Source organism: Alcaligenes sp. GW821-FHT11D07, from assembly GCF_058808495.1.
In genome coordinates this window covers 833811-859133 of the sequence record NZ_JBXART010000002.1, presented here as the reverse complement: position 1 = coordinate 859133, position 25323 = coordinate 833811, and the positions used below count along the sequence as shown (strand labels likewise).

At 56.4% G+C, this 25323-nt stretch carries 22 protein-coding genes; 13 read left to right on the top strand and 9 right to left on the bottom strand.

The window, feature by feature from the left end; all coding sequences use genetic code 11:
- Positions 1-3 precede the first annotated feature (3 nt).
- The 3 genes from sdhD to AC1RSM_RS12505 all read right to left on the bottom strand — a co-directional run bounded on the left by sdhD (position 4) and on the right by AC1RSM_RS12505 (position 1673).
- Complete coding sequence (gene sdhD / locus AC1RSM_RS12515; protein ID WP_492932866.1) at positions 4-387, bottom strand: succinate dehydrogenase, hydrophobic membrane anchor protein; 384 nt, start codon at positions 385-387, stop codon at positions 4-6.
- Positions 387-800: a succinate dehydrogenase, cytochrome b556 subunit gene (gene sdhC, locus AC1RSM_RS12510; protein WP_009457694.1), complete on the bottom strand. Its 414-nt coding sequence runs from the start codon at positions 798-800 to the stop codon at positions 387-389. The genes sdhD and sdhC overlap by 1 nt, the downstream gene beginning before the upstream one ends.
- Positions 801-902: 102 nt before the next feature.
- Positions 903-1673 (bottom strand): GntR family transcriptional regulator, encoded by a 771-nt coding sequence (locus AC1RSM_RS12505; protein WP_492932865.1) that lies wholly within the window; start codon positions 1671-1673, stop codon positions 903-905.
- Between the two features lie 288 nt (positions 1674-1961).
- Here AC1RSM_RS12505 and AC1RSM_RS12500 point away from each other — a divergent pair, with 288 nt between their 5' ends.
- Positions 1962-2951, top strand: coding sequence for a malate dehydrogenase (locus AC1RSM_RS12500; RefSeq protein WP_042484133.1), 990 nt, complete (start codon positions 1962-1964; stop codon positions 2949-2951).
- Between the two features lie 193 nt (positions 2952-3144).
- Here AC1RSM_RS12500 and AC1RSM_RS12495 read toward each other — a convergent pair whose 3' ends face one another.
- The gene (locus tag AC1RSM_RS12495; RefSeq protein ID WP_492932864.1) at positions 3145-3954 is read right to left on the bottom strand and encodes a helix-turn-helix transcriptional regulator; all 810 of its coding nucleotides are present in this window, start codon (positions 3952-3954) and stop codon (positions 3145-3147) included.
- A gap of 101 nt (positions 3955-4055) precedes the next feature.
- Between AC1RSM_RS12495 and AC1RSM_RS12490 the strand changes: the two genes are divergently transcribed.
- Positions 4056-5504 (top strand): MFS transporter, encoded by a 1449-nt coding sequence (locus AC1RSM_RS12490; RefSeq protein ID WP_492932863.1) that lies wholly within the window; start codon positions 4056-4058, stop codon positions 5502-5504.
- 71 nt (positions 5505-5575) lie between these two features.
- On the opposite strand, the gene prpR is transcribed toward AC1RSM_RS12490, so the two are convergent.
- Positions 5576-7489 (bottom strand): propionate catabolism operon regulatory protein PrpR, encoded by a 1914-nt coding sequence (gene prpR / locus AC1RSM_RS12485; RefSeq protein ID WP_492932862.1) that lies wholly within the window; start codon positions 7487-7489, stop codon positions 5576-5578.
- A 255-nt stretch (positions 7490-7744) separates the two neighbouring features.
- On the opposite strand from prpR, the gene prpB reads away from it, so the two are divergent.
- The 11 genes from prpB (at position 7745) to efp (ending at position 20762) form a co-directional block, all read left to right on the top strand.
- Entirely contained in the window at positions 7745-8644 is a 900-nt protein-coding gene (prpB, locus tag AC1RSM_RS12480; protein WP_492932861.1) for a methylisocitrate lyase, read from the top strand.
- A gap of 99 nt (positions 8645-8743) precedes the next feature.
- Positions 8744-9907: a bifunctional 2-methylcitrate synthase/citrate synthase gene (gene prpC, locus AC1RSM_RS12475; RefSeq protein WP_492932860.1), complete on the top strand. Its 1164-nt coding sequence runs from the start codon at positions 8744-8746 to the stop codon at positions 9905-9907.
- A gap of 89 nt (positions 9908-9996) precedes the next feature.
- Positions 9997-10398, top strand: a complete 402-nt coding sequence (locus AC1RSM_RS12470; protein WP_492932859.1) for a hypothetical protein — start codon at positions 9997-9999, stop codon at positions 10396-10398.
- A gap of 11 nt (positions 10399-10409) precedes the next feature.
- Positions 10410-10685 (top strand): GNAT family N-acetyltransferase, encoded by a 276-nt coding sequence (locus tag AC1RSM_RS12465; RefSeq protein ID WP_492932979.1) that lies wholly within the window; start codon positions 10410-10412, stop codon positions 10683-10685.
- A 139-nt stretch (positions 10686-10824) separates the two neighbouring features.
- A complete protein-coding gene (acnB, locus tag AC1RSM_RS12460; protein ID WP_492932858.1) occupies positions 10825-13410 on the top strand; it encodes a bifunctional aconitate hydratase 2/2-methylisocitrate dehydratase in 2586 nt (861 codons plus the stop codon).
- A gap of 306 nt (positions 13411-13716) precedes the next feature.
- The gene (locus AC1RSM_RS12455; protein ID WP_492932857.1) at positions 13717-14883 is read left to right on the top strand and encodes a TRAP transporter substrate-binding protein; all 1167 of its coding nucleotides are present in this window, start codon (positions 13717-13719) and stop codon (positions 14881-14883) included.
- 138 nt (positions 14884-15021) lie between these two features.
- Positions 15022-15654 carry a TRAP transporter small permease subunit gene (locus AC1RSM_RS12450; protein ID WP_492932856.1) on the top strand — a complete coding sequence of 211 codons (633 nt, stop codon included), beginning with the start codon at positions 15022-15024 and terminating at the stop codon, positions 15652-15654.
- Complete coding sequence (locus AC1RSM_RS12445; protein WP_492932855.1) at positions 15651-17573, top strand: TRAP transporter large permease; 1923 nt, start codon at positions 15651-15653, stop codon at positions 17571-17573. Before AC1RSM_RS12450 ends, AC1RSM_RS12445 begins: the two co-directional genes overlap by 4 nt.
- A 206-nt stretch (positions 17574-17779) precedes the next feature.
- Entirely contained in the window at positions 17780-18991 is a 1212-nt protein-coding gene (locus AC1RSM_RS12440) for a DUF2863 family protein (RefSeq protein WP_492932854.1), read from the top strand.
- Position 18992: 1 nt separating this feature from the next.
- The gene (gene earP / locus AC1RSM_RS12435; RefSeq protein WP_492932853.1) at positions 18993-20132 is read left to right on the top strand and encodes an elongation factor P maturation arginine rhamnosyltransferase EarP; all 1140 of its coding nucleotides are present in this window, start codon (positions 18993-18995) and stop codon (positions 20130-20132) included.
- A gap of 72 nt (positions 20133-20204) precedes the next feature.
- A complete protein-coding gene (efp, locus tag AC1RSM_RS12430) occupies positions 20205-20762 on the top strand; it encodes an elongation factor P (protein WP_003802564.1) in 558 nt (185 codons plus the stop codon).
- 93 nt (positions 20763-20855) lie between these two features.
- Here efp and AC1RSM_RS12425 read toward each other — a convergent pair whose 3' ends face one another.
- Genes AC1RSM_RS12425 through AC1RSM_RS12410 form a run of 4 tightly spaced genes read right to left on the bottom strand, consistent with a single transcriptional unit; the run spans position 20856 to position 25265 of the window.
- Complete coding sequence (locus AC1RSM_RS12425) at positions 20856-21608, bottom strand: SDR family NAD(P)-dependent oxidoreductase (RefSeq protein WP_492932852.1); 753 nt, start codon at positions 21606-21608, stop codon at positions 20856-20858.
- Complete coding sequence (locus tag AC1RSM_RS12420) at positions 21608-22513, bottom strand: PPC domain-containing DNA-binding protein (RefSeq protein WP_492932851.1); 906 nt, start codon at positions 22511-22513, stop codon at positions 21608-21610. Before AC1RSM_RS12420 ends, AC1RSM_RS12425 begins: the two co-directional genes overlap by 1 nt.
- Positions 22477-24099 (bottom strand): acyl-CoA synthetase, encoded by a 1623-nt coding sequence (locus AC1RSM_RS12415; protein WP_492932850.1) that lies wholly within the window; start codon positions 24097-24099, stop codon positions 22477-22479. The genes AC1RSM_RS12420 and AC1RSM_RS12415 overlap by 37 nt, the downstream gene beginning before the upstream one ends.
- The gene (locus AC1RSM_RS12410; protein WP_492932849.1) at positions 24096-25265 is read right to left on the bottom strand and encodes an acetyl-CoA acetyltransferase; all 1170 of its coding nucleotides are present in this window, start codon (positions 25263-25265) and stop codon (positions 24096-24098) included. The genes AC1RSM_RS12415 and AC1RSM_RS12410 overlap by 4 nt, the downstream gene beginning before the upstream one ends.
- Between the last annotated feature and the right edge of the window lie 58 nt (positions 25266-25323).

Here is a 25323-nt window from a genome sequence, read left to right as displayed (position 1 = left end):
GGTTTAGAGACTCCAGATAATTTTTGCGAAAAAGACGACGCTGGCTACAAGCCACAGCAAGGTCAACACTTGCAGGAACAAGCGAATACCGGCGGGCTGAACGTAATCCATCCAAATGTCACGAACGCCAATCCAGGCGTGCCAGGACAAAGACAGGAAGAACAAAGTAGCGAGCAGCTGACCCAAAGGCAGGGAGCCGACCGTGAACGAGAACAGGCCACGCCAGGTCTCGAAATTCAGTTCACTGCTAAACAGGATGCCGCCAATGATGACCAGCGTGTAAATGGCCATGATGACCGCGGTAACCCGCTGGGCCAAAAAGTCCAAGGTACCGTAGTGGGCACCCACTACCAGCCGGTTTGCGCCAATGCGCTCACGATTAGCCATTACCACACCCCAAACAGTTTCAAGCCAAACACAACGGTCAGCGCCAGGCTAACCCCGAAAACCATACCCGCCGACTTCTTGGCCGACTCTTTGTCGTTACCCAGGTGCAGGTCCAGAGCCAGATAGCGAATACCGGCACAGAAGTGGTGCAAGTAGCCCCAGATCAATACCAGCAAAATCAGCTTACAGACTGGATTGTCCACGTAGCTGCGCAAGGTTTCGAAGGACTCGGGAGAGCTCACGCTTAAAGAGAACAGTGGCAATAAGACGAGCGGCAGGCAAAGAAACAGCAATGCTCCACTGACGCGATGCAAAATCGACGATTTTGCAGCCAGGGGCAAGCGGTAGCTCAATATCTGCGGCACGCTGATATTGCGATACTGCGGGCGCTGCTTGGGTGCGGTATCAGACATGATGGCCTCGAAGTAGATAAAAAAAAGTCATAAAATTTTGAACCTTGGTATTTTCACCTATTTGACACTACGGTGCAGTATCAAATACCGTATGTCGCCGAACTAGCTGAGCGTGTTTCGGTAATGAAAGCGCTCGGTCAGGTATAAACCCCGGCGCAATTCCATCGGTCGATCACCATAGGTATAAGACACGCGTTCCACGTGCAGCAAAGGCGAGCCAAGGGCCACTTGCAAGACCGATGCGGCCTCCTCGGTAGCACTGATGGCGCCGATCTTTTCATCGGCGCGCACCATGCTGATGCCAAATTTGCTCTCGAACCAGGCGTACATAGGGCCTTTGTTCTGTTCTACGGCCTCCAGCGTCAGGCCTTTAAAGACCGAGCCGGGCAGCCAGATGTCGTCATAAATGGTGGGGGCTTGGTCAAAAGACAGCACCCGGCGCAAATTGACCACCATATCGGAGGTGCGCAGGTCCAGCAGCACGGCTACATCCGTAGGCGCTTTCATGCGGCGCACATCCAGAATGCGGCTTTGGGAGACAACGGGCTTGCCATCATCAGGAGCCAGGCGCAAAAAGCGAAAACGCACACGAGCTTCGTGGTGAGTAGCAACAAAGGTGCCCTTGCCCTGGCGACGAATCAGCAGATTGTCGGCGGCCAGCTCGTCAATGGCTTTACGAACGGTGCCTTGGCTGACCTGAAAACGTGCGGCCAATTCCAATTCACTGGGGATGGCTTCGCCCGGTTTCCACTCGCCACGATCCAGCCCCTGCAGCAACAAAGCCTTGATCTGTTGGTACAGAGGGCTATAGGCCGCGCTAGGAGCGGATTTTTCGATTTCCTGGGTGCGTAGCGGCGGCACGTTATCAGACATGGGCTCACAAAAAATGCGCGGCAGATACAGCCTTGGACGCGCATTTGTTCATAAAATAGACAGTGCACTAATTTTCGCATGACCGGCCCCGAATGTCTAACGCTCTTATGTCTTATATAAGATATAAGACGTTTGACGCAGCTATCTTTTTGGTCTAGTCTGCGCAGTGAAAAAAGAGGCTTTCCCTCTTGCGAAAAACCGTTTTCCAGGCCAACAGTGCGGCCCGCAAAAGATTTAAACTGTGTTTTTCGTCACCGTCTTCAAACCCAAAAACGGAGTCTTACTCTCATGTCCAAACCCGCAATGCGTGTCGCCGTTACCGGCGCTGCTGGCCAGATTGGTTACGCCCTGCTGTTTCGCATCGCCTCTGGCGAAATGCTGGGCAAAGACCAGCCTGTAATCCTGCAGTTGCTGGAACTCGCCGACGAGAAAGCCCAAAAGGCCCTGAAGGGCGTCATGATGGAACTGGACGACTGCGCCTTCCCGCTGCTGCAAGGCATGTCCGCCCACAGCGACCCTGAAACCGCATTCAAAGATGTTGATATCGCCCTGCTGGTCGGTGCCCGTCCTCGCGGCCCAGGCATGGAGCGTAAAGACCTGTTGGCGTTCAACGCCCAGATCTTCACTGCACAAGGCCGTGCCCTGAACAAAGTGGCCAGCCGTGACGTCAAGGTTCTGGTTGTCGGCAACCCTGCCAACACCAACGCCTACATCGCCATGAAGTCCGCACCCGATCTGCCAGCAAAGAACTTCACCGCCATGCTGCGTCTGGACCACAACCGCGCTCTGTCGCAGTTGGCCACCAAGTCCGGCAAAGCGGTTGCTGACATCGAGAACCTGATCGTTTGGGGCAACCACTCGCCCACCATGTACCCTGACACTCGTTTCGCTACTGTAAACGGCGAGAAGATCGACGCTATCATCAACGACCAGGCCTGGAACCGCGAAACCTTCATCCCCACCGTGGGCAAACGTGGCGCCGCCATCATCGAAGCCCGTGGTTTGTCCTCGGCTGCGTCGGCTGCTAACGCTGCCATCGACCACGTGCGTGACTGGGTCCTGGGTTCCAACGGCAAATGGGTCACCATGGGTGTTCCTTCGGACGGCTCCTACGGCATTCCTGAAGGCATCATCTACGGCGTGCCTGTTACCACCGAAAACGGTGAGTACAAGCGTGTTGAGGGCCTGGAAATCGACGCCTTCTCGCGTGAGCGCATGGACCACACTTTGAACGAGCTGCTGGAAGAGCGTGACGGTGTGAAAGACCTGCTGGGTTAATTAACCCTCTAGTGTCCAAGATCCCCGCCTTTATAGGCGGGGATTTTTTTTGGCTGACGCCTATAGCTGCTGGGCGATAGGTAATAGTTGATACCCAATACCTACCACTTGCTTGTAAGTCACCATCTCAAACCACTATCAACAAGGCGCTGGCGGCTGCCCACGGGCGACGACATAAACCTGCCAGATCACACTAGGGCGCACGACCACCCTGCTCTTCCTGCAAAGGCTGCGCGTACACCACCATCCGCAAATGACGACTCTCATCAATGATGAGCGAGGTCTGCTCAAACTCGCGCAACTCTCCATCCAGCACAATTGTGTGTCGCCCGCTGCAGGGCAAATTCATATCGTGCTGCTCCCACCACATCTTGAACTCAGGTGACACGCGCTTGAGTTCATGGGCCATTTCATGAATATCCGTGCCTTCAGCAGCACGGGCAAAGTCTCGACGAAAACTGGACAGCATCTCCAGCGCCTGTGGCTCCCAGGGCGCAAATCGCGCATGCAAATCGGGGTTCGTAAACATCTGCCATAGCAAGTTGCGCTGCCCATCTGGATACGCCCCCAAACCCAGCAAATTGTCCGCCAAGCCATTAAAGCCCAGCACATCCCAGCGCAGATTCAAGACAAAGGCCGGATGAGGCAAGTCATGCATCAAGCGTCGAACCAAGGGCGGCAATACACACCAGCTTATGCCTGGCTCTGCCGGCAAACGCTCATGAGCCAATAAAAATAAATGACGGCGCTCGGCCGCATCCAGTTTCAAAACACGCGCCAGATTATCCAGAAAGTTGGCCGACACCCCAATATCGCGCCCTTGCTCCAACCAGGTGTACCAGGTCAATCCCACCCCCGCTAAGGCGGCCACTTCTTCACGTCGCAATCCCGGAGTGCGACGCCGCCCGCCACTCGGCAAGCCTAGATCTTCAGGTAAAAGCCGCTCACGGCAAGCGCGCAAGAAGGCAGCCAAGTCTGGACGTGTTCTTTCCAAGGTTCTCATGGCTCAAAATCCCATTGCTTTTAGTAATAGCATAAACAGTTAAATTGTAATGGCTTAAAAAGAGTTCAAGAATACAGGGGTTTTCACCACAAGCAGGCATCATGAATTCCACGTCTTATTCCCCCACCACCTTTTCGGCCACCACGAAAAGCCCACCTTGGCTGGGCCTTTCCGTGCTGCTCCTGGCTGGCTTCGTCACCATTTTTGACCTGTTCGTCGTCAATGTTGCTATCCCCAATATCCAGAGCCAATTGGGAGCCAGCTTTAGCCAGATCGGCTTCATTGTGGCAGGCTACGAACTTGCATTTGGCGTCCTGCTCATTACAGGAGGGCGGCTGGGCGATTTATTTGGTAGACGCAGGCTCTTTATCATCGGCATGGCGGGCTTTACGCTAGCCTCCGCACTTTGCGGTCTGGCACCCACCGCATTTTTACTGATCATCGCCAGGGCATTGCAAGGCTTGGCCGCAGCACTGCTCTTTCCCCAGGTTTACGCATCCATTCGGATCAACTTTGACGGTGATGACCGCCGCCGCGCTTTCGGCCTACTGGGCATGACGCTCGGCCTAGCCGCGATTGCCGGACAAGTTTTGGGGGGATGGCTGGTTCACGCAGACTTGTTTGGTCTGGGCTGGCGCAGCATCTTTTTGATCAATATCCCTATCGGCCTGCTGGCGATTGTGGCGGCGCGCCATATTCCCGAGACCCGCGCCCCTGAAGGCCAGGGCCTAGACCCCAGCGGGGTGGTTTTGATCAGCCTGGCCTTGAGCCTGTTACTCATCCCCCTGATCCAAAGCTCAGAACACGGCTGGCCTCTTTCCAGCGTGCTGGCTGTAGCCGCTGCGGGTATTCTGCTATGGGTTTTTTATCAGCATCAGGAAAGGCGTCGACGTTCAGGGCTGCTGCCCTTGGTGGATATGAAGCTGCTGACACAGCCCCGCTTTGCCTTAGGCGCCACGCTAGTCTTGCTGGTGTATTCCACCGCCAGCTCTTTCTTTCTATGCTTTGCTCTTTTGCTGCAAAGTGGTCTGGGCTTAAGTCCTTTCCATGCAGGCAGTATTTTCGCACCGGCCAGCGTGGGCTTTGTCCTTGCCTCCTTAAGCGCACCGCGCCTAATCGCCTGCTATGGCAACCGCGCCATTACTATCGGCGCTTTATGCTACGCCTTCTCCTTTGCTTTTTTGATCGCTCAAGTTGCTTGGGCGGGCGCACAGTTGGAAGCCATCCACCTGATTCCTGCCTTGATCTTTTTGGGGGTCAGCCAAGGCCTGATCATGACGCCCTTGCTGAATCTGATTCTGGGCTTTATAGACGAGACTCAAGCAGGCATGGCGTCGGGTGTGATTTCCAGTATTCAGCAAATTGGTGCCGCTCTGGGGGTTGCCGTAGTCGGCTTCTTGTTTAATGCCGGACGAAGCGCGGGCAGCGCTTCCCTTACGCAGGCTGAACACTATGGCTCTGCCTTTGTGATGGGCTTGAGCTACAACCTGCTCGCTTCTGTGCTGATCAGCTTCTTGTTAATGGCGTTAAACCGAGTCAATCGAGACTGAAAGCAGCCTGTAAATAGCACAGACACAGACACAGACAGGCCTTGCCCCTATCCTTAAGCACGTAAAACCCATCAGCCTTTACGCAGCTTGCGCCACAGGGTACTGCGACTGATGCCCAACTGTTGTGCCGCCAAGGCGCGGTTGCCCCCACAATCTTCCAGCACCTTGGCCAGATGCTCCTGCTCGCTGCGCTCTTGCTGGTCGCGCAAAGCTGGCATGGGAGGCTCTGTCACCAAGGCCCTCAGCTCCGGCGCAATATCTTCTAGCACCACAGCTTGATCACCTTGCACTGTGCCCAAAACCATCAAGCGTTCGATCAGGTTTTCCAACTCGCGGATATTGCCGGGCCATGGGTAGTGACGGCCCAACTCCAGCAGCTCGGTCAGCCAATCCGGGTGGAGTGTTACAGCCCCGCCCAGACGCTGAGCCACTTTTGCCAAGAGATGCTCCACCAGTTCCGGCAAATCCTGGGTACGCAGACGCAAAGGCGGCAAGCGCAGCACCAGAATATTCAGGCGATAAAACAGGTCCTGACGGAACACTCCTTCTTTCACTTGCGCGGCCAGATCGCGGTGAGTGGCCGCAATCACGCGCACATCGACTGGCGTTGGCTCGATCGCCCCGATACGCAGGACTTCTTTTTCTTGCAGCACCCGCAGCAAACGGGTTTGCAGTGGCAAGGGCATCTCCCCGATCTCGTCCAGAAACAAGGTGCCGGTGTGAGCCGCTTCTACAAGCCCGACTTTGCCGCCCCGACTGGACCCCGTAAACGCGCCTTCAACATACCCAAACAGCTCGCTTTCCAGCAGGCTATCGGGGAACGCCGCGCAGTTCACGGCTACAAAAGGTTGCGCGCGTCTGGCGCTGGCACTGTGTATCCCTTGAGCCAGCAATTCCTTACCCGTACCGCTCTCGCCAATAATCAAGGTGGTGGCTGTGCTTTGTGCACATGCCTGTGCTTGAGCACGCAATTTGCGCATGGGTGAACTTTGCCCCACCAGATCAGACAACTCATAGCGAGCATGACGCGAGGCGGCCTGTTGGCTGCGCGAACGCAGACTTCGGTCTAGTCGCTGAATTGCAGCCGGGTCCTGGCAGAGCAAGACGGCACCGCTCAAGCGCCCCTGCTCCAGGATTGGCATGCGGGTCACAATCGCGGTGCGGCCACCCACTTGCTGCACGGTATCCAGTTGCACTTCCAGACTGCGTAAAGTCCCCGCCAAATCCAGCTCGGGATACAAGGAGCCCAAGCGGCGGCCAATCACTGCCTGAGCGGGTTTCCCAAGCCAGGCTTCCATGGCCGGGTTCACCGTTTCAATGCGCTCGTCTCGATCCACTGACACAACCCCGTCACGCAATTGCGCCAGAATCGTATTCAGGCGGTCTCGGCGGGCGGCTTCTGCGCGGGCGACTCGGGCTAATTCAATCGCGGACTCCAGTGCCTGACGCACCGCCCCTTGCGAGTACAGCAGCACAGCTTGCATCTGATTTTCACGCGCCAGATCCACCACCAAACCGGGAGCCAGCACCCACTCCACCCCCAGCTCTTTCAAATCCTGAACACAGCTGCGTGCATCATCCTCGCTACGGTAACTGCGCAATTCAACGGGCAGATCAAAGCGCTGTACAAACTCCATGAGCTCTAACGGCATCTCGCCATAAGTGACGACTGCTTTGCGCTCGGGCTGAGCAGCAGCCAAGCTGCCCATAATGTCAAAGCCACCGGGATGCACCAGCACAACCGGTAAATCCAGGTGTTCGCGTAAATAGCTGCCATTGGAACCGGCTGAGACCAGCACATCGATTTCACCTGTCTGGCGCAGCACCTCCACCGCTTGAACCGCTTCGCCATAGGCTTTGTCCACGATCAGGATTTCCGCCTGGGCGCGGAACTGCGGCACCAACTCTTCCAGCAAAGAGCGCAGACCATGCAGACCGAAGGCCACCAGACGCAAGCGGGCCGGAGAGGAGGAAAGATAAGGCATAGCGTTTCACCTACGACTCAAAAATGCGACACTGTCTCAATATACGTTTCAATATTGAAACACAAAACGAAGAAACACCCTACTGAAGCGGTGAATGAACCCAGCTGAACCCTGCAAGGAATCGCTAGCCCACTTGGCTTTAGTCCACTTCAGGCATGAGTACGGGAACTTGGCACAGCTTTTGCTTTAGTAGAACCAACCCGTCGCCAGAACACGCTGGCGGCCCTTTTTGATTTTTGTGATCTGGAGCCCAGAATGAGCCAAAACCAACTGACATCGGCAGGTGCCCGTTTCCGCCAAGCCCTGCGTGAAGAGCAGCCTTTGCAAATCATTGGTGCTATCAACGCCAACCACGCTTTGCTGGCGCAGCGCGCCAACTTTCGCGCTATTTACTTGTCGGGCGGCGGTGTAGCTGCGGGCTCCCTGGGCCTGCCTGATCTGGGCATCAACACCCTGGACGACGTCCTGACCGACATTCGTCGCATCACCGATGTATGCGATCTGCCTTTGATGGTGGACATTGACACCGGCTTTGGCGCTTCGGCCTTCAATATTGCCCGCACCGTCAAAAGCCTGATCAAGTTTGGCGCAGCTGCTTGCCACATTGAAGACCAAGTAGGTGCCAAGCGTTGTGGCCACCGCCCCGGCAAGGAAATTGTCAGCACTGGCGAGATGGCTGACCGCGTGAAGGCAGCTGTAGACGCCCGTACCGACCCAGAATTTTTCATCATGGCGCGTACTGATGCCATCGCTGTTGAAGGGGTTGACGCTGCCCTGGAGCGCGCTCAGGCTTGCGTGGAAGCCGGTGCAGACGGTATTTTTGCTGAAGCTTGCTACGATCTGGACACCTACCGCCGCTTTACCGAAACCTTGAACGTGCCCGTGCTGGCCAACATCACGGAATTCGGTCAGACCCCGCTGTTCACGGTTGAGGAGCTGGCGTCGGCAAATGTTGCCATGGTGCTCTACCCGCTGTCCGCCTTCCGCGCCATGAACAAAGCAGCTGAAACTGTCTACCAGGCGATCCGTCGCGACGGACATCAGAAAAACGTGATCGATTTGATGCAGACTCGTGAAGAACTGTACGATCGTATCGGCTACCATGCTTACGAGCAAAGCCTCGACAAGCTGTTCCAGAAAAACAAGAAGTCCTGAGCCCTTACTGGCTCCCGCCCCGCTCTTAACCAGCGTGTGGCGGGCATAATTTATCCAGGCAGTCGGCCCTGCTGACTGCCCTGCAACCAGGAGACCTTTATGAGCAGTACTGAGAACACCCCTAGCACTGGCTTCAAGCCCAAAAAATCGGTGGCCCTGTCGGGCGTTGTGGCGGGTAATACCGCCCTGTGCACAGTGGGTCGTAGCGGTAATGACCTGCACTACCGCGGCTACGATATTTTGGACTTGGCACAGGCTTGCGAGTTTGAGGAAGTGGCTTACTTGCTGATTCACGGCAAGCTGCCCAACCGCGATGAACTGCGCGCCTACAAACAAAAGCTCAAGCGTCTGCGCGGCCTGCCTCTGGCCCTGCAAAGCGCGCTGGAAACCCTGCCTGCACACAGCCACCCCATGGACGTGATGCGCACTGCCGTTTCAGTTCTGGGTTGCGTCTTGCCAGAGAAAGACGACCACAACCTGCCTGACGCCCGCGACATCGCAGACCGTTTGCTGGCTTGCCTGGGTTCGGCACTGCTGTACTGGTATCACTACAGCCACAACGGCGAAATGATTGATGTACAGACCGACGACGACAGCATCGGCGCCCACTTCCTGCACCTGCTGCATGGCGAAAAGCCATCAGCCGAGTGGGAACAAGCCATGCACGTGTCGCTGAACCTATATGCCGAGCACGAATTCAACGCCTCCACCTTTACCAGCCGCGTTATCGCCGGTACGGGCTCGGACTTCTACTCCGCCATTTCCGGTGCCATTGGCGCCCTGCGCGGTCCCAAGCACGGCGGTGCCAACGAAGTGGCTTTTGAAATCCAGAAGCGCTACGAGAACCCCGACCAGGCCGAAGAAGACATCCGCAAGCGTGTGGAAAACAAAGAAGTCATTATTGGCTTCGGTCACCCGGTCTACACCATTTCCGACCCACGCAATGAAGTCATCAAATCGGTTGCCAAGGAATTGGCACAGGCTGATGGCAACACGCGCATGTTTGAAATTGCCGAGCGTCTGGAAAGCGTGATGTGGGAAGTGAAAAAAATGTTCCCCAACCTGGACTGGTTCTCGGCCGTGTCCTACCACACCATGGGCGTGCCCACGGCCATGTTCACACCGCTGTTCGTGATTGCACGTACCGCAGGCTGGGCCGCTCACATCATCGAGCAGCGTGTGGACAACAAAATCATTCGTCCTACCGCCAACTATGTTGGCCCTGAAAACCAGAGCTTTGTGCCACTGGATCAGCGCCCATAAGTCACAGATCCTAGGCTATTATGCGCCTGTGATTTGACTCACGGCCCCGCTGCAAATGTGCAGGCGGGGCCGTCTTGCTGGTGACTTTAATGCTCTCTGATTTCGTACGCTATGCCCTGCCTTTGACAGGAACCTTGATGATTGCCTGTGCCCTGACCAGTCTGGCCTCGGGCGCCTATCTCCTGCTTTTCAACCTGCGCCGCAGCAATCAAGTGTTGCGCCACCCTTATCTGGATCAGTACCCCTGGGAAAAGCTCACCCTTTCCCTGAAGGCCGGTGTGCTGCTGGATTACTTTTTGCGCCTGAACTTCCCCAAACGACAAAGCTCCTTGTTTGGCAATGCCAACCGCCTGCTCAAGCACGTACAGCCTGAAGATGTGCCCATGGGCATCAAATGGCCCTTGATGGGGCTGTGGGGCGGCTGCTTTCTGGGCATGATTTGCATGCTTGCTGTTTGGATTTTGATTGCCCTGCACGGGACCCCAACCTGAAGGAGATCGCCATCACTACTGCTATCCACCACGACCCTCAAGCGCACTTGTTTTATTGCGACGTCGAGAACCTGCGCAGTGTCATCGAATACGAGCTGGACGATGCTGTCATGAGCATCACCCACACCCGTGTCCCGCCTGAACTGGAAGGCCGTGGCATTGCTGGCCAACTGACCCGCTTTGCGCTGGAAACGGCAAAAAACCAACAGTGGAAAGTTCGCCCTGTTTGCAGCTACGCGGTGGTCTACTTCCGCCGCCACCCTGAATACAACGACTTGCTGGCGTGATCCCGCTTTCATTCAGCTTAATGTAAGTCTTATATAAGATATAAGACCATTGCTTCGCTGCCCGCTTCAAATTACAATTGGGGCAGTAAGCGATTTATTGCATTTTCATATCAACCATTTACCGATAGGCCCCTGCACTATGCTGGACTCTTACCGCGAACATGTTGCCGAGCGCGCCGCTCTGGGCATTCCCCCGCTGCCTTTGTCGGCTCAGCAGACCGCCGAGCTGATCGAGCTCATCAAAAACCCACCTGCTGGTGAAGAAGCCGTCCTGGTCGACTTGCTGACCCACCGCGTCCCCGCCGGTGTGGACGACGCCGCCAAGGTCAAAGCCTCCTACCTGGCCGCTATCGCGCTGGGCACAGAATCCTGTGCTTTGATCAGCCGCGAGCGCGCCACTGAGCTGCTGGGAACCATGCTGGGTGGCTACAACATCAGCCCGCTGATCGAGCTGCTGGACTCGCCCGAACTGGGCCAGATCGCCGCCAACGGCCTGAAAAACACCCTGTTGATGTTTGACTCTTTCCACGACGTTCAGGAAAAAGCCGAAAAGGGCAATGCCTTTGCTAAAGAAGTGATGCAAAGCTGGGCTGACGGCGAGTGGTTCACCAGCCGCCCTGAAGTCCCTGAAAGCCTGACCGTTACCGTCTTCAAAGTCACTGGCGAGACCAACACCGACGACCTGTCGCCCGCCCCTGACGCCTGGAGCCGACCGGACATTCCGCTGCACGCTTTGGCCATGCTGAAAAACCCGCGCCCAGGTATCGAACCTGAAGAGCCCGGCAAGAAAGGCCCTGTCAGCTTTATCGAATCCCTGAAAGAAAAGGGCCACCTGGTTGCCTACGTGGGCGACGTGGTCGGTACCGGTTCTTCGCGTAAATCGGCCACCAACTCCGTGTTGTGGTTTACAGGCGAAGACATTCCTTTCGTTCCTAACAAACGCTTTGGTGGCGTTTGCCTGGGCAGCAAGATTGCTCCTATCTTCTACAACACCATGGAAGATGCGGGCGCACTGCCTATCGAACTGGATGTGTCCGAAATGGGCATGGGCGATGTGGTTGAACTGCGTCCCTACGAAGGCAAAGCCTTCAAAAATGGCGAACTGATCTCCGAATTCCAGGTCAAGTCCGACGTTCTGTTTGACGAAGTTCGTGCCGGTGGCCGTATTCCTTTGATCATTGGCCGTGGCCTGACCACCCGTGCTCGCGAAGCACTGGGTCTGCCCCCAACCGATCTGTTCCGTCTGCCACAAAGCCCTGTTGATTCCGGTAAAGGCTTCTCCCTGGCGCAGAAGATGGTTGGCCGTGCTTGCGGTCTGCCTGAAGGCCTAGGCGTGCGTCCTGGTACGTACTGCGAACCACGCATGACCACCGTTGGCAGCCAGGACACCACTGGCCCAATGACTCGTGACGAACTGAAAGACCTGGCTTGCCTGGGCTTCTCGTCCGATCTGGTGATGCAGTCCTTCTGCCACACCGCAGCCTATCCAAAACCAGTTGACGTCAAAACTCACCACGAACTGCCTGCTTTCATCAGCACCCGCGGTGGCGTGTCCCTGCGTCCTGGCGACGGTATCATCCACTCCTGGCTGAACCGCATGTTGCTCCCCGATACCGTGGGTACCGGTGGTGACTCCCACACCCGTTTCCCTATCGGCATCAGCTTCCCCGCTGGTTCCGGTCTGGTGGCCTTTGCCGCTGCTACCGGTGTGATGCCTCTGGATATGCCAGAATCCGTGCTGGTACGCTTCAAGGGCGAAATGCAGCCTGGCGTCACCCTGCGTGACCTGGTGAACGCCATTCCTCTGTACGCCATCAAGCAAGGCTTGCTGACCGTTGAGAAAGCCGGCAAGAAGAACATCTTCTCCGGTCGTATCCTGGAAATCGAAGGCCTGCCTAACCTGAAGATCGAACAAGCTTTCGAGCTGTCTGACGCTTCCGCCGAACGCTCTGCCGCCGCATGTACCGTGCGTCTGAACCAAGAGCCCATCATCGAATACCTGAACAGCAACATCACGCTGCTCAAGTGGATGATCGCCAATGGTTACGAAGACGAGCGCACCATCACACGCCGCATCAAGGCCATGGAAGCCTGGCTGGCCAACCCTGAACTGCTCGAACCCGATGCAGACGCAGAATACGCCGCTGTCATTGACATTGATCTGGCTGAAATTCACGAGCCTATCGTGGCTTGCCCGAACGATCCTGATGATGTCAAAACCATGTCCGAAGTATCCGGCACGGTGATCGACGAAGTGTTTATCGGCAGCTGCATGACCAACATCGGCCACTTCCGTGCAGCTTCCAAGCTGCTGGAAGGCAAGCGCGACATTCCAACCCGTCTGTGGGTCGCTCCGCCGACCAAGATGGACCAGCAACAGCTGACCGAAGAAGGCCACTACGGCGTTCTGGGCGTAGCTGGCGCTCGTATGGAAATGCCCGGTTGCTCGCTGTGCATGGGTAACCAGGCACAGGTTCGCGAAGGCGCTACCGTTATGTCCACCAGCACCCGTAACTTCCCCAACCGTCTGGGCAAGAACACCAATGTGTTCCTGGGTTCGGCTGAACTGGCTGCCATCTGCTCGCGTCTGGGCCGTATCCCGACCCGCGAAGAGTACCTGGCCGACATGGGCGTACTGCAAGCCAATAGCGAAGACATCTACCGCTACATGAACTTCGACCAAATCGAAGAGTTCAAGGAAATTGCTGACTCCGTAGGTCTGTAAGCCCTAGCGCTTGCATAAAACGCCCTCGCCGCTTCATGCGGCGAGGGCGTTTTTTATTGCCCGTTTGAAGTGCTGCTCCCGGCTGCGTATCAGCCCGTTCTGTCTTAGACGCCGCCGTAGATATGCCTACCCACCTGCCGCTAGCTAGCCGCGGGTATACCCCTGCTACCCCTGTGGTTATTCCTTATGTACGGCTGGCGTTTGAATCGCCTATAAAGCTGAAAGCAAACTGAAAGAAAGCTGAAAGCAACACCAGATTGCTTCGATTTGCTATCGAACGCTAACAGCCACTTCGGAGACACACCCATGAAAAACAGGATCAAAAAAAGCACCGCGCCCCAAGAACAAACCGGCGCATCCCGGCGCAAGTTCCTGAGCGGTGCTGCAGCCGGCACCGCGGCTGCAGCAACGATGGGCTTTCCTGCCATCGCTCGCGCGCAGGGTCCCATTAACTTTCGCTTCCAAAGCACTTGGCCCACCGTCGACATCTTCCACGAATTCGCCCTTGATTTCGCCAAGAAGGTCAACGACATGACCGGTGGAGACTTAAAAATCGAAGTCTTGCCCGCAGGGGCCGTCGTGCCGGCCTTTGGCCTGCTTGACGCCGTCTCCAAGGGAACCCTTGACGGCGGACACGGCGTACTGGGCTACAACTACGGCAAACAAAACGCCCTGGCTTTATTTTCGTCTGGTCCGGCCTTCGGCATGGACGCCAATATGGTGCTTGCCTGGCACAAGTACGGCGGCGGCAAGGAGCTGCTGGCCAAGCTGTACGATGCCATCGGTGGCAATGTTGTCTCGTTTCTGTCCGGCCCGATGCCCACTCAACCCTTCGGCTGGTTCAAAAAACCCATCACCAAAACCGAAGATCTAAAGGGCCTGAAGTTCCGCACTAACGGCTTGGCCATCGACCTGTTCACCGAAATGGGTGCCGCCGTCAATGCCTTGCCAGGCGGTGAAATCGTCCCAGCGCTGGACCGCGGCCTGCTCGATGGAGCCGAGTTCAACAACGCCGCATCCGACCGTGCCCTGGGCTTTCCGGACGTCTCCAAGGTCTGCATGCTGCAAAGCTTTCACCAGGCCTCGGAAACCTTCGAGATCATGTTCAACAAGGACAAGTACAACGCGCTGCCGGCACAACTGAAGGCCATCGTCGACAACGCTGTGGAGGCCTCATCGGCCGACATGTCCTGGAAGGCGGTTGACCGCTACTCAAAGGATTACCAGCGTCTGCAAAAGGAAGACGGGGTCAAGTTCTATAAAACGCCCGACACCATCCTGCAACAACAACTGGTCGTGTGGGACCAGATCGTCGCCAAGAAAGCCGAGACCAACCCCTTATTCAAGGAAATCGACGCATCGCAACGAGCGTTCGCCGCACGCGCCATGGCGTGGGATATGGACACCAACAATAATCGCCGCATGGCCTACAACCACTACTTCGGTCGCAAAGCCCCCCAAGCCAAGAGCTGATCTTCCAGCAGCCCTCGCACCGCGTCATCCCATCCACCCGGATGCGGATGACGTGCCCGACGCCCTCCAGGCCGGCCGCGCCCCACGCCGCAGCCGACACGCACCACACCCTTTCCGCGCTAGCAAGGTGAACCTACCATGCAGAAAATTCTGGTCTTCATCGACCGGTTCAATACGTGGATAGGCCAGTTGTTCGGCTGGCTAGTCCTGGCATTGACCCTGTTCGTTTCGTTCGAGGTGTTCTCGCGATACGTGCTGTCCAACCCACACGCCTGGGCCTTCGACATGATGAACATGCTGTACGGCGGCCTGTTCATGATGGCGGGCGCCTACACGCTCTCCAAGAACGGCCATGTCCGAGGAGACGTGCTGTACGGCTTTTTCCCACCCCGCCTGCAAGCGGCTCTGGACTTGATTCTGTACATTCTGTTCTTCATTCCCGGTGTGGTCGCCATGTTTTGGGCCGGCTACTACTTCGCCGCCGAGTCCTGGTCCATCACGGAGCACTCCAATATCACGGCCAACGGGCCTCCCATTTACCCCTTTAAGGCCATCATCCCGTTGGCAGGCTTTTGCCTGCTGCTACAAGGCTTTGTGGAGATGGTGTACTGCGTACGCTGCCTGCGCGAAGGGAAATGGCCTTCACGAGACAAGGATGTTGAAGAGGTCGATGTAGACAAGCTCATGGACATGGTGGACGTCAAGAGCGAGGACATTAAAAAGCTGGATGTCTTTGTCAAGGGCCACGAAAAGAAAGGGAGCCCAACATGAGAAAAGAAATCTGGTTCGGACTGACCATACTGATCGGCATCGTCTTGAGCATCGCCATCTTCATGCCGTCCCCCGCCGACATGACTAATGGCCACTTGGGGATGCTCATGCTGGCCCTCATTGTTGTCACCATCATGCTGGGCTTTCCTACGGCCTTTACGCTAATGGGGATGGGAGTGATTTTCACGTGGCTTGCCTATCGTGACATGGGCACCCAGCAAGCTATCCAGCAAACCCTGGACTTGATGGTCCTGCGCACCTACGCGGTTATGACCAACGATGTACTGATTGCGGTGCCCCTGTTCATCTTCATGGGCTACCTGGTCGAACGCGCTAACCTCATCCAGAACCTGTTCAAGGGCATGCACCTGGCCATGGCGCGGATCCCAGGTTCGCTGGCGGTGGCCACAATTGCCACCTGCGCTATCTTCGCTACGGCCACAGGCATCGTGGGCGCGGTAGTGACGCTGATGGGTCTGCTGGCAATGCCAGCCATGCTGCGGGCTGGCTACAGCGTGCAGCTGACTGCCGGTTCCATCACTGCTGGGGGTTGCCTGGGTATTTTGCTGCCCCCCTCCGTACTGCTGATCCTGTACGGTGCCGTCGCAGGCGTCTCGGTCGTGAAGCTGTATGCAGGCGCCTTTCTGCCCGGCCTGATGCTGGCCGTGATGTACGTGCTGTACGTGATCATCCTGGCCAAGCTCAAGCCCAGCGTCGCGCCACCGCTGCCCCCGGAAGACCGAATCGTGCCGCTGCCGGCCTTCGCACAATCCATCAAGGAGACTTTCACGGACCGTGCCGTACCCGGCCTGATCAGCGCCATGAAGGGACCACGCAACATCGACGTGCCCATGAGGCTGCTGCTCAAGAACCTGGCGATCGCCCTGCTGCCCGCTGTGATCTTCTTCACCATCATGGGTTTTAGCTACCAATCAGTTACCGCCCCCAAAGCAGTGGAGCAATATGAACTTCAAGAAATGGGAGGAGGTTTCAACGATTTTGGCAGCGACTACAGTGGCGGCGGACTGGCAGAACCTCCGGGTTCTGGGGGCTTGTCCGAACCTGAAGGTAGTGAACCCATCACTGCGCTGGGTGCAAGCGAATTGGGCGCAGAGGCCCCCGCCGCTGAAGCAGGGACCACCGAAGAAGCCACTACGGCAGAGCGACAAGCAGCGCCCATGACGTTCTGGATTTTCTTGCTTGTCGGCAGTCTGGCATTGCTGTGCTATTACGCGATGCTGAATTTCGCACGGCTGGAAATCTTCAAGATGCTGCTCAGCTCTTTCTTTCCGCTAACCATCCTGATCCTGGCCGTGCTGGGCAGTATCGTCATCGGCCTGTGCACCCCTACGGAGGCAGCGGCCCTGGGGGCTTTGGGCGGTATCCTGCTGGCCTTCGCGTATCGCCGATTGAATTTCGCTATGGTGCGCGAATCGGTGTATCTCAGTGCCAAAACCAGTGCCATGGTCTGCTGGCTGTTTGTCGGTTCCAGTATTTTCTCGGCCGCCTTCGCCTTGCTGGGCGGTCAGGAACTGATCAACAGCTGGGTGCTGTCCATGGATTTGACGCCTATCCAGTTCATGATTCTGGCGCAGGTCGTCATCTTCCTGCTGGGTTGGCCATTGGAGTGGACGGAAATCATCATTATTTTTATGCCGATTTTTCTGCCCCTGCTCGCCCACTACCAGATCGATCCGCTATTTTTTGGTCTGCTGGTCGCCCTGAATCTGCAAACGGCATTCCTGTCCCCACCGGTCGCCATGTCGGCTTTTTACCTGAAGGGAGTATCACCACCCCATGTCACGCTGAACCAGATCTTCCTGGGGATGATGCCCTTCATGGGCATCCAGATCCTGGCCATCATCATCCTGTACCTGTTCCCTGGTATCGGCCTTTGGCTGCCCAGCGTGTTGTACTGATCGCGGCCCGATTGCATCGGATCGCAGCAGAAGCCGCCGCATCCCCGAATGCGGCGGTTTTTCCGTTTCATGATGACTCTTAGGCAGTCTGTATTTTATTCCTGCGAGCGTTCTACCCCCTCGCTCCTAGGGAGCTTCCCTCATTCGCACACCCCAGTCGTGCCAAAGGGTAAACTAGCCTGTCCCTATACCGGTTTTGTACGTCCATGTCGCAACTCAATTCCAAACTGCTCGCCCAACAACCCAAAGAAATCCAGCGTCTGATTAATTTCACCGACGCGCTGGTACGTTCTGGCTCGCAGATCGAAGATCGGTACTGGCAAAACCTGGCCGGGCAATTGCTGGAAAAGCTCTATAGCGGGCGACGCAATAGCGCGGTCGAACAAACGCTGGAATTGCTGGGTAGCCAGCAACAGCACCAGCACTATGAAATCCTGATGGAACTGGCCGAGTCCCAGGCTGAATGCCAGCAGATTGAACACAATGGCATGCTCTACGATGCCTTGCTGTTCTCTGCACCATTAACAGCCTGGACACGCTACCAACTGCCACAAGGGGAACTGAAGCCGCAGCAGCTAAAAGAACTGGAAGCAGCACTGCGCTCCCACGTTCTGGCTGAAGGTACGATGTGCGCGCTACTGCCCAATCTGGTCAATTACGACGAGATGCCCCAGACCTATCAGCAAACTTATGAATGGACCCGCAGTCTGACCGCCCTGGCCCTGGGCCGCAGTCAGGAAGCGGTTGCCATCAATAAGCCAGAAGAAGCCAGCAGCCTGCTGGCCGATGCCCGTTTTCTGATTGGCGTGGTCATGGCCCCCGTAGGCCAGCCCCTGTTTCGCTGGCAACAAAGTGGCGATGCCCAGCAGACCGAACACTTGCGCTGCATAGAGCAATGGGTGGAGCGTTACTCCGCCATTGTGACGCCGCTGTTTACCGGGTGCCAATTGCAGTTTCTGGCACCGAACGCCTACTACATCAATAACCGCGAGTCGGACCGAGAAATCCGCCCCTTGGCCCTGAAGGCCGGCATCACCTGGCTGCAGACCGCCGTGAAGCTGTCGCCCGATCAGCTGCGAGCAGTTATCGTGGCTTGCGGTGACGATCAGGTTGAAGAATACCGCGTAGGCTTTAGCACCCTTTCATCGCCTACCGTGATCTATGGCTGCATCTGGCCCGTGCTGAGCCAGGAAGAAGCAGAGTCCTCTTTCCATAACGAGGACCACGTCGATATTCCTGATGTCATTGCCGCCCTGCTGAGCACCTTGGGCCTGATCCAGATTCAGCGCCTGCCCGGTCTGCACTCTACAGAAACCTGCGACGACTGCAGCGCGCCCTTCTTTCCTGATATCAACGGCGAGATGCAGCACCCGGAACTGCCGGACGAAATCGACCTGGACCCCGTACAGCTGCATTAAATTGAGCACTTCCATTGTTTCCCAGCCTATATCCATCGACCTGTTTTGCCGAGTCATCGACAATTTAGGGGATATAGGCGTGTGCTGGCGGCTAGCCCGTCAGTTGGCCGCCAATCCGCAGGTCGCTGAACTTCGCCTGTGGGTTGACGACTTGGACAGCTTTGCCCGCATCCAAGCCGATGTACGGCCAGAGCTGCGCAGCCAGCATTTGCAGGGCGTCAATATCGAACACTGGCACCCGGAGCGCCAAGACTACCCCGCGCCACACTCCTTCGTGATCGAGGCTTTTGCCTGCGAACCACCAGCAGCGATGACCCAGCACATTAACGCTGCCGATCATGTCTGGATCAACCTGGACTATCTGAGCGCCGAACCCTGGGTTCAAGGCTGCCACGGCCTGCCTTCCCCGCAAGAGGGTGGCATCAACAAGTATTTCTTTTTCCCTGGCTTTGCCCCGCAAACTGGCGGCTTGCTGCGCGAGACCGATCTACTGGCGCGCCGTGATGCCTTTCAGCAGGACAACGCCGCCTACCAGCGCATGCTGAGCCGTCTGGGTGTGTCTGAGCAAGATAGTGAAGCCCTGATCGCCGGTGAGATGCAGCAGATGTTCCTGTTCTGCTATCCCGATGCCCCGGTGCAGGCTCTGCCCGAGGTCCTTTCGCAGCAGGAGCAAGACACCTTGCTGCTGGTGCCCGAATCAGTTGCACAGCGAATCCCGGACCTGAACGCCAGCCGTTTGCGGGTCCAGCGCATTCCTTCGGTGAATCAGGCGGACTTTGATGCCTTGCTTTGGCGCAGCGCACTGAACATCGTGCGTGGCGAAGACTCTTTAGTACGGGCTATTTGGGCCGGCCAGCCCATGCTGTGGCAGCCCTATGTACAAGAAGAACAAGCCCATCTGGACAAGCTGCGCGCCTGGCTGGATACCGCCCAATTGCCACAAGCCGTACAGGATCTGCACATCGCCTGGAGCAGCGCCGATCAAGCCGGTGCCGCTCACGCGCTGACGCGTTGCCTGGAGCCCCAGGTGTTGCGTCAATGGCAACAAGAAGCACGTTCATACAGCATAAAACTGGCTGCACAAGCCGATTTGGCCAGCAGTTTGCTGAGTTTTTACACCCAAGTCGCCCGAAAACGCTAAAATAGCGGATTACCTCTTAAAAGCTCCCTGACACTACGTTTGGCGGAGCCTGTCCCATTCGGAGTTTTTTTAATGAAAACCGCACAAGAACTGCGCGTTGGTAACGTCGCGATGGTCAATGGCGACCCTCTGGTCGTTCAGAAAACGGAATACAACAAATCCGGTCGCAACTCCGCCGTTGTCAAACTGAAGTTCAAGAACCTGCTGACCGGCTCGAACAGCGAAGCCGTGCACAAAGCTGACGAAAAATTTGAAGTTGTCCAGCTTGAGAAGCGCGAATGTACTTACTCCTACTTTGCTGACCCCATGTACGTTTTCATGGACGAAGAGTACAACCAGTACGAAATCGAAGCCGAAAGCATGGGCGACGCCCTGGACTACCTGGAAGAAAACATGTCCGTTGAGGCCGTTTTCTACGAAGGTCGTGCCATCTCGGTTGAATTGCCCACCATCATCGTGCGCGAAATCACCTACACCGAACCCGCTGTGAAAGGCGATACCTCCGGTAAAGTGCTGAAGCCTGCCAAGATCAACACTGGCACCGAAATCAGCGTGCCTTTGTTCTGCAACATCGGCGACAAGATCGAAATCGACACCCGCACTGGCGAATACCGCAGCCGCGTGATGTAAGAAAGACGCAGTGCCGCCCAGTGCGGTACGCGCAAAAAAAGGGGCTGTTTTCACAGCCCCTTTTTTCTGCCTGCTCACTTCACACCGCAGCCCTCAGGCTAGCAAGCCGGTGTTCACAAACCCACCGTCTACACTGATTATCTGCCCGGTCATATACGCTGTTTTTTCGCTATCCAGCAAAAAGCAGATTGCCTGCGCCACTTCACGCGGCGTGCCGTAGCGATGCATGGGCACGGCAGACTTCCAGGTTTCCTGCTCCTGTTCCGTATGCACCTGCATGGCCAATGGCGTCATGATAGGACCGGGACACACACAGTTCACCCGTATGCCTTCCTGGGCCAGTTCATTGGCCATTACCTGTGTCAGATTGATCAAACCCGCTTTGGTGATGCCATAGGCGGCACGCCCCCGGTTGCCTACCAGACCGGATACCGAGGAAATATGCACAATCGCACCCTGCTTGTGCTCTCGCATCAGTAAAGCTGCTTCCCGACTGATACTGAAAGCCGCCAGCACGTTCACCTCGAAAGTGGCGCGCAACAAAGCCGAATCCGTATTCAAAAAAGTAACGTCCCGCCCAAACCCGGCGGAATTCACCAGACCGCCTACAGGACGTTGGGCGTGATAGCTTTGCAGCAAAGGACCAATGCGTGCTTCGTCGGTAATATCCAGCAGCTCGACGGCCAGATGATCACCATAGTGCTTGAACTGCTCCGTCAAGGCCGCCAGTTTTTCGGCGTTATTATCCAGAGCCAGAACATATGCGCCTTGCTCCAGCAACAGTTCAACCGTCGCCAGCCCAATGCCCGACGCCGCCCCCGTCACTACCATCCAGGAATGTTGCATCAGGCTGCCTCCAGAACCATTTCAAAGGTGACCAATACCGAGTTCACCTCTGGCTTCAAACGACCACGATGCACGCCATCCTGGTAATCAACAATGATCACATCCAACTGCACCTGCTGCTCGGCGGGCAGGCTCAGATCAATACGGCCTTCCTCGATCAGAACTTCGGTTACGAAGGGTTCAACAACGATTTCTGGCTCCAGAATCGCCCCCACCAGACTCCCGACACCGCCACGAATGAGGGCACGCGTCAGGCCCAGCTCCTGACAAATGTCTCGCAAAACAGCCGAGATATTCTGATTCGGAGCCAAAGTCACAATCCAGCTTTTCGGGCTTTCAGACTGAGCTTGGGCTGACAACAGCTCGGGCCTGGCCACAGGCGTAAACAAACTGAAATTCGTTTCCGGGCAAGGCAGAGTCTCAAAGGCTGCGCCACGCACATACGTCATATCCAGCTCGGGCGAGCCACCCAGAATGGTTTGATCCGGCAGGATATGCCCAGCCTGCAATTGCCCTTGAGCATCACGCCAGGCAGCATGGCAATGCAGCCACAGTTCGCCCTCGCGATTACGCCCCAAGGTCACACTGGCCTGCTCAATCTGAACCGGGCCAGGATGGGTGTAATGCTGGCTGTAATACACCGAATGATCGGGTGAGGACGACAGCGCCGGCATCACATAATGCAGATCAGCAAACTGCCCACCCTTGAAACGCCCGACGGCGCTATATAAATTGTGTACTTCTCCCGCCAGGCGGAAGGCATCCAGCAAGGAATGCCCGGCCCGCAAGGTCTGGCTATGACTTTCCGTCTGGCAAGGGGCCAACATATAAGGCTGAGCCCGCTGCGTCCCAGGATGCTTGACCTCTCTTAGCATGGTGCCTCCTGCGCCAACTGAGGCAGACATTTCATCAGCTCATCTTTCACCATGCGTTTGGGCACCTTGCCGTAACCGGACTTGGGCAGGGAGTCCCAGAACTGGAAGTACTTAGGCATCTTGTAGCGGGCAATACGGTCTGTGAGCCAGGTCCGCAGCTCGGCCTCTGTCAAGACTGCACCTTCTTTCAAGACGCAAACCGCCACTCCGACTTCACCCCACTGACGATCTGGCACCCCCACCACGGCCACTTCAGTAATCGCGCCGTGCAGCAGGATGTATTCCTCGATCTCGCGCGGGTAAATATTGGAGCCACCGGAGATGTACATGTCCGAGGCGCGCCCCGTCAGGTACACATAGCCACGTTCATCCATATGGCCAATATCGCCCGTGCGGAACCAGCCATTGCGGAAGGACTCGGCATTGGCTTTGGGATTGTTGTAGTAGCCCGCGAACACGGCTGGGCCAATCACGCAGACCTCGCCAGTTTCACCGTATTCCACTTCCCGGCCTTGCTCGTCCTGAATGGACACTTGCATACCGGCGCGTTCATAGCCACAACTGGCAGGATGACTGATGCTGCCATCGGCACCCTGATGATCAAAAGGCGGCAGCACGGTGATATTTCCGGTGACTTCACCCAGGCCGTAATACTGCACCAACACCGGGCCAAACTTTTGTAGCGCCAGGCGCAAGTCCGCCTCATACATGGGTGCACCGGCATAAATCACATGGCGCAGGCTGGAGTGATCGTGCTGATCAATATGCGGGCATTCGGCCAGCAATTTCAAAATCGTCGGTACTGTGAACAAGGTGCTGAGCTTGTACTTTTCGATCAAGGCAAAGGCTTGCTCGGTGCTGAAACTGTCACCCGGCAAGAGCACGGTTTTTGCACCGCGCAGCACCAGATTCAACTGATGCACGCCAGCCCCGTGCGACAAGGGAGCCAGGACCAGACCGCCATCTTCACTGCGCGTACCTGGCAATAGATCGGCCAAGTGATTGGTCAGCACAAACGCCATCTGCCCATGCGTCAACACGGCTGCCTTGGGTTTACCCGTCGTCCCCGATGTAAACAACAGCCAGCACGGGCTGTTGGAAAACACATCCTGATTGGGAGTGTGAACACCGCTGTGCTGCTCCAACAAACCCCGTACCAGCGGACGTGAATCCTTGGGCTCTGGCGTGCCGCGTAACCACAGCAAATCCATTTCCGGAAAGTGCTTGGTGACGGTTTCCGCATGTTCAGGAAAATCTGTCTGACACAGAAACACCGTGCTGCCGGAGACTTCCACCATATGCAGCAACTCTTCCGGTTTGACGCGGAAGTTGGTCGGCACCCAGATCGCCCCCAGACGGAGGGCGGCGAACATGGAGAGGAACATCTCATTGCTGTTTTTGGAGTGCACCAAAATTGCACTGCCAGCCTGCACACCACGGGCTTTCAGGCCCGCTGCCAGGGCTGATACCTGAGCATCCAGCTCCTTCCAGTTCCAGCTTTCCTCACCCCAGATCAAAGCAGGCTGATCCGGCAAGCGGCGAGCATTCTGGGTCAGCAGATGCGACAAATTCATGGCCCGATTCGACATGGGCTGTACCACTGCGTTTGTCATCATTTCAAGCGTTCCAGAATCGAGACATAGTTAGCCACAGCCGCACCACCCATATTGAAGATGCCTGCCAGCTCAGCCTGCGGCAATTGCATGTCACCGGCCTCCTGGGCCAGTTGCATGGCAGCCATGACGTGCATGGAAACACCGGTTGCACCCAGAGGGTGGCCGCGCGCCTTCAAACCGCCAGACACGTTCACAGGCAATTGCCCATCTTTACGGGTGCGACCTTCCAGAATCACTTTCCAGCCCTCGCCACGCGGAGCCAGGCCCATGGCTTCATACTCCAGCATTTCAGCGGTGGTAAAGCAGTCGTGAGTTTCCACCAGATCCAGATCCAGAATACCCACACCCGCTTTGGACAAGGCCTGCTGCCAGGCACGATGCGCCCCTTCAAACGCAATCGGGTCGCGGCGCGACAAAGGCATGAAATCATTCACCTGCACACGGGAACGGAAACGAATCGCGCGGCGCAAGGCGCGGGCGGTTTCTTCGTCCGCCAGAATCAGGGCGGCAGCACCATCGGACACCATGGAGCAATCGGTACGACGCAGCGGGTCAGCAACCAAAGGATTCTTTTCCGAAACCTGATCGCAGAACTCCAGCCCCAAATCACGGCGCACATGGGCGTAAGGATTGGCCAAGGCATTGATATGGTTCTTGGCGGCAATCTGCGCCAGGGAATGGCTGTGATCACCATAGCGATCAAAGTACGCTTGGGTGATCTGGCCAAAGATTCCCGCAAACCCCAGCGGATTGTCCTCTTCCTTGCGATAGCAACCGGAGCTGAGAATTTCAGGGATGCGGATAGGTGGCACGCCTGTCATTTTTTCTGCCCCGACAGCAATACCAATGCGAGCACGGCCACTTTCAATCGCATCCATCACGCTATGAATAGCGGCACTACCCGTGGCGCAGGCATTTTCCACGTGCACGGCAGGCGTGAAACGTAGATCCGGCTGATGCAGGGACAGCAACCCGGCCTCGAAGCCTTGAGGATTCAAACCATTGTTATAGACACCCACAGCCGCAAAATCGATATCGCTGGCTTGTATGCCTGCGTGTGCAATCGAATCCCTGACCACGGCTTGAATCAATTCTTCAATGTCGATGTTATCCAGCTTTCCAAACGGGGTATGTGCCCATCCCACAATACATGCGTGTCCAGACATAGTTTTCCTTGAACGTAAAAATTTGATCAATGAATCACTCACCCCTGAAAAGCCAAAA

Excerpts from the sequence above, each read along its gene's own strand:
- AC1RSM_RS12440 (WP_492932854.1), top strand. The coding sequence starts at position 17,780 with ATGTCGCAACTCAATTCCAAACTGCTCGCCCAACAACCCAAAGAAATC.
- prpR (WP_492932862.1), bottom strand. The coding sequence starts at position 7,489 with ATGCCTTATCTTTCCTCCTCTCCGGCCCGCTTGCGTCTGGTGGCCTTC.
- AC1RSM_RS12420 (WP_492932851.1), bottom strand. The coding sequence starts at position 22,513 with ATGTCTGCCTCAGTTGGCGCAGGAGGCACCATGCTAAGAGAGGTCAAG.
- AC1RSM_RS12450 (WP_492932856.1), top strand. The coding sequence starts at position 15,022 with ATGCAGAAAATTCTGGTCTTCATCGACCGGTTCAATACGTGGATAGGC.
- AC1RSM_RS12470 (WP_492932859.1), top strand. The coding sequence starts at position 9,997 with ATGCTCTCTGATTTCGTACGCTATGCCCTGCCTTTGACAGGAACCTTG.
- prpB (WP_492932861.1), top strand. The coding sequence starts at position 7,745 with ATGAGCCAAAACCAACTGACATCGGCAGGTGCCCGTTTCCGCCAAGCC.
- AC1RSM_RS12500 (WP_042484133.1), top strand. The coding sequence starts at position 1,962 with ATGTCCAAACCCGCAATGCGTGTCGCCGTTACCGGCGCTGCTGGCCAG.
- sdhD (WP_492932866.1), bottom strand. The coding sequence starts at position 387 with ATGGCTAATCGTGAGCGCATTGGCGCAAACCGGCTGGTAGTGGGTGCC.
- sdhC (WP_009457694.1), bottom strand. The coding sequence starts at position 800 with ATGTCTGATACCGCACCCAAGCAGCGCCCGCAGTATCGCAATATCAGC.
- AC1RSM_RS12415 (WP_492932850.1), bottom strand. The coding sequence starts at position 24,099 with ATGATGACAAACGCAGTGGTACAGCCCATGTCGAATCGGGCCATGAAT.
- AC1RSM_RS12495 (WP_492932864.1), bottom strand. The coding sequence starts at position 3,954 with ATGAGAACCTTGGAAAGAACACGTCCAGACTTGGCTGCCTTCTTGCGC.
- AC1RSM_RS12505 (WP_492932865.1), bottom strand. The coding sequence starts at position 1,673 with ATGTCTGATAACGTGCCGCCGCTACGCACCCAGGAAATCGAAAAATCC.
- prpC (WP_492932860.1), top strand. The coding sequence starts at position 8,744 with ATGAGCAGTACTGAGAACACCCCTAGCACTGGCTTCAAGCCCAAAAAA.
- AC1RSM_RS12455 (WP_492932857.1), top strand. The coding sequence starts at position 13,717 with ATGAAAAACAGGATCAAAAAAAGCACCGCGCCCCAAGAACAAACCGGC.
- efp (WP_003802564.1), top strand. The coding sequence starts at position 20,205 with ATGAAAACCGCACAAGAACTGCGCGTTGGTAACGTCGCGATGGTCAAT.
- AC1RSM_RS12445 (WP_492932855.1), top strand. The coding sequence starts at position 15,651 with ATGAGAAAAGAAATCTGGTTCGGACTGACCATACTGATCGGCATCGTC.
- AC1RSM_RS12490 (WP_492932863.1), top strand. The coding sequence starts at position 4,056 with ATGAATTCCACGTCTTATTCCCCCACCACCTTTTCGGCCACCACGAAA.
- AC1RSM_RS12410 (WP_492932849.1), bottom strand. The coding sequence starts at position 25,265 with ATGTCTGGACACGCATGTATTGTGGGATGGGCACATACCCCGTTTGGA.
- acnB (WP_492932858.1), top strand. The coding sequence starts at position 10,825 with ATGCTGGACTCTTACCGCGAACATGTTGCCGAGCGCGCCGCTCTGGGC.
- AC1RSM_RS12425 (WP_492932852.1), bottom strand. The coding sequence starts at position 21,608 with ATGCAACATTCCTGGATGGTAGTGACGGGGGCGGCGTCGGGCATTGGG.